General features: G+C 63.3%; 3 protein-coding genes. All 3 read left to right on the top strand.

The genetic code is table 11. The features are described 5' to 3' along the window. The coding region (locus tag KAZ48_09155) for a hypothetical protein (GenBank protein MBP7972957.1) at nucleotides 1-551 on the top strand (551 nt) is incomplete at its 5' end. 22 nt (nucleotides 552-573) lie between these two features. Further along, a complete protein-coding gene (locus tag KAZ48_09150; protein ID MBP7972956.1) occupies nucleotides 574-1,371 on the top strand; it encodes a glycerophosphodiester phosphodiesterase in 798 nt (265 codons plus the stop codon). Nucleotides 1,372-1,646: 275 nt separating this feature from the next. After that, on the top strand, nucleotides 1,647-2,027 hold the full coding sequence (locus KAZ48_09145) for an RNA polymerase-binding protein RbpA (GenBank protein MBP7972955.1): 381 nt from the start codon (nucleotides 1,647-1,649) through the stop codon (nucleotides 2,025-2,027). Nucleotides 2,028-2,029: the final 2 nt, after the last annotated feature.

Raw genomic sequence — 2,029 nt, 5'->3', positions numbered from 1 at the left:
CGCCTCGCGTTGATGTTGCCTCATCCAGCCTCGCCGGTGACTTTGTTCGGCTGCGTGACTACACCTACCGCGGGGTCGGATTGCAACGGATCATTTGGTACGACCGGGTCGGGGGGTTCTTCGTCGTTCAAGACGACATCACTTCATCGAAGACGCGCACCGTCTTCCAGAACTGGAACCTCGGTCGCGACAGGTCGGTCGCAGTGGGTGCCGGAACTGCCACGACGAGCGGCGCGGGCGCAAATCTGTCCATCGTGAGCATTGGCAGTCAGCCTAGCTACTCGTCGGTTGCCGGAAGTCGTAACCCGTGGCGCGGTTGGAACTCCCAGAAGTATGGCGAACTGGTTCGGAGCCCATCGGTGCACGTGGCGGCGCGCGCCGGTCGGCAGCGACTCGTCACGGTACTGATCCCGCGGGGCGCAGGAGTTGATCCCCATGCGGTTAGTGCAACCGGCAACCTCAATGCCGCCGGTGCGCAGATCGTCGTGACCACGCCGGATGGGGTCCGCAACCTGCAGGTGACGGCCTCGGGCGTGGTCGAGCTTCCCTAGCCACGTGACATACCCTCTTGGTGTGTCGCGTCCACGTCATCCATTTGTGCAAGCGCCTCACCCCGTTGCGTTGGCGCATCGCGGAGGTGGACGCGAAGCACCCGAGAACTCCTTGACCGCATTCCGTAATTCGACCGCCCTCGGGCTGCGATATCTGGAAACCGATGTGCGGGCGACCTCCGACGGCCGCGTCATGGTCTTTCACGATGCGACGCTCAATCGTGTCACCGACCGAGTCGGCCGAATCCGAGCGCTGCCGTACTCCGAGGTCCGCCGAGCCAAGATTGGCGGCGCCGACAACGTGATGTTGCTGGAGGAGTTACTGGAGGAGTTCCCCGACGCTCGCATCAACATCGACGTCAAAGATGACCACACCCTGACTCCATTCGTGGAAGCGATTCGCCGAACCAACACCGGTGACCGGATCTGCATCGCCTCGTTCTCCGGCTCCCGACTACGGGCCGCGCGGGTCGCGCTCGGACCTACTGTCGCCACCAGCCTGGCTCCCCCAGAGGTAGCCGGGTTGGTTGCGGCCTCGCGACTCGGCCCGTTCGCTCGACTGGCCAGTGTTGCGCTGCCGAGCAACGCTGCGTGCGTTCAAGTCCCGGTTCGTCAGGGGCGGGTGCCCATCGTCACGCACTCCTTCATCAGCGAGGCGCACCGACGTGGCCTCGCCGTGCACGTGTGGACGATTAACGATGAGCCCACCATGAACCGATTGCTCGACATGGGCGTCGATGGATTGGTCACCGATCGGCCGACCCTGCTGCGTTCTGTGCTCCAATCGCGTGGCCAGTGGGGTACGCGCGCCATCGGTTGAGTCCACCCAACCGAGCACGCATCGACGCCCCGCTCCCCCAATCCGGTGACGCAGTAAAGAAATCTGGTCGAGGCGGCACCGAGGGTAATCCCAGCGCGTCCTAGTCGCTGAGGAAGCTCAAAAAGTGGTCGGCATCACACTCGTGCTTGGACTGATCGGGTCGGATACGGGGAACAACGGTGTCATCCAGCTTGTTGATTTGAACATCCCCCACGCGAGACAACAGCTTTGAATTCTCTTTTCCAACGAGGGCATTGCCCTGAGAGGTGGCTTCCATGAGTGACGGTGCACTGCGCGGTACCCGACTCGGAGCAACGAGCTACGAGACCGATAACCATGTCGAGCTCGCTCCACGCCAGCCCGTTTCCTACGACTGCCCCAACGGCCACGTCACGACGATGCCGTTCTCGCTGGAGGCCGAGGTTCCATTGGTCTGGGAGTGCCGCTGCGGTGCCGAGGCGCTCCTGCGCGACGGTGATCGCCCAGAGCCGAAGGTCGCCAAGCACGTCCGTACCCACTGGGACATGCTGATGGAGCGACGCACAACGGCTGACCTCGAAGTGCTGCTGACCGAGCGCCTTGACCTGCTCCGCAATGACGCGGTCACCTCAAGTGCCGGTCGCAAGAGCGCACCGCGCCGCAAGAAGACCGCCTGATT

The organism is Candidatus Nanopelagicales bacterium (genome assembly GCA_018003655.1).
In the GTDB taxonomy this organism is placed as follows: domain Bacteria; phylum Actinomycetota; class Actinomycetes; order S36-B12; family UBA10799; genus JAGNDY01.
Note: the sequence above shows the minus strand (reverse complement) of the source record. Positions and strands in the feature narration are given on the sequence as shown.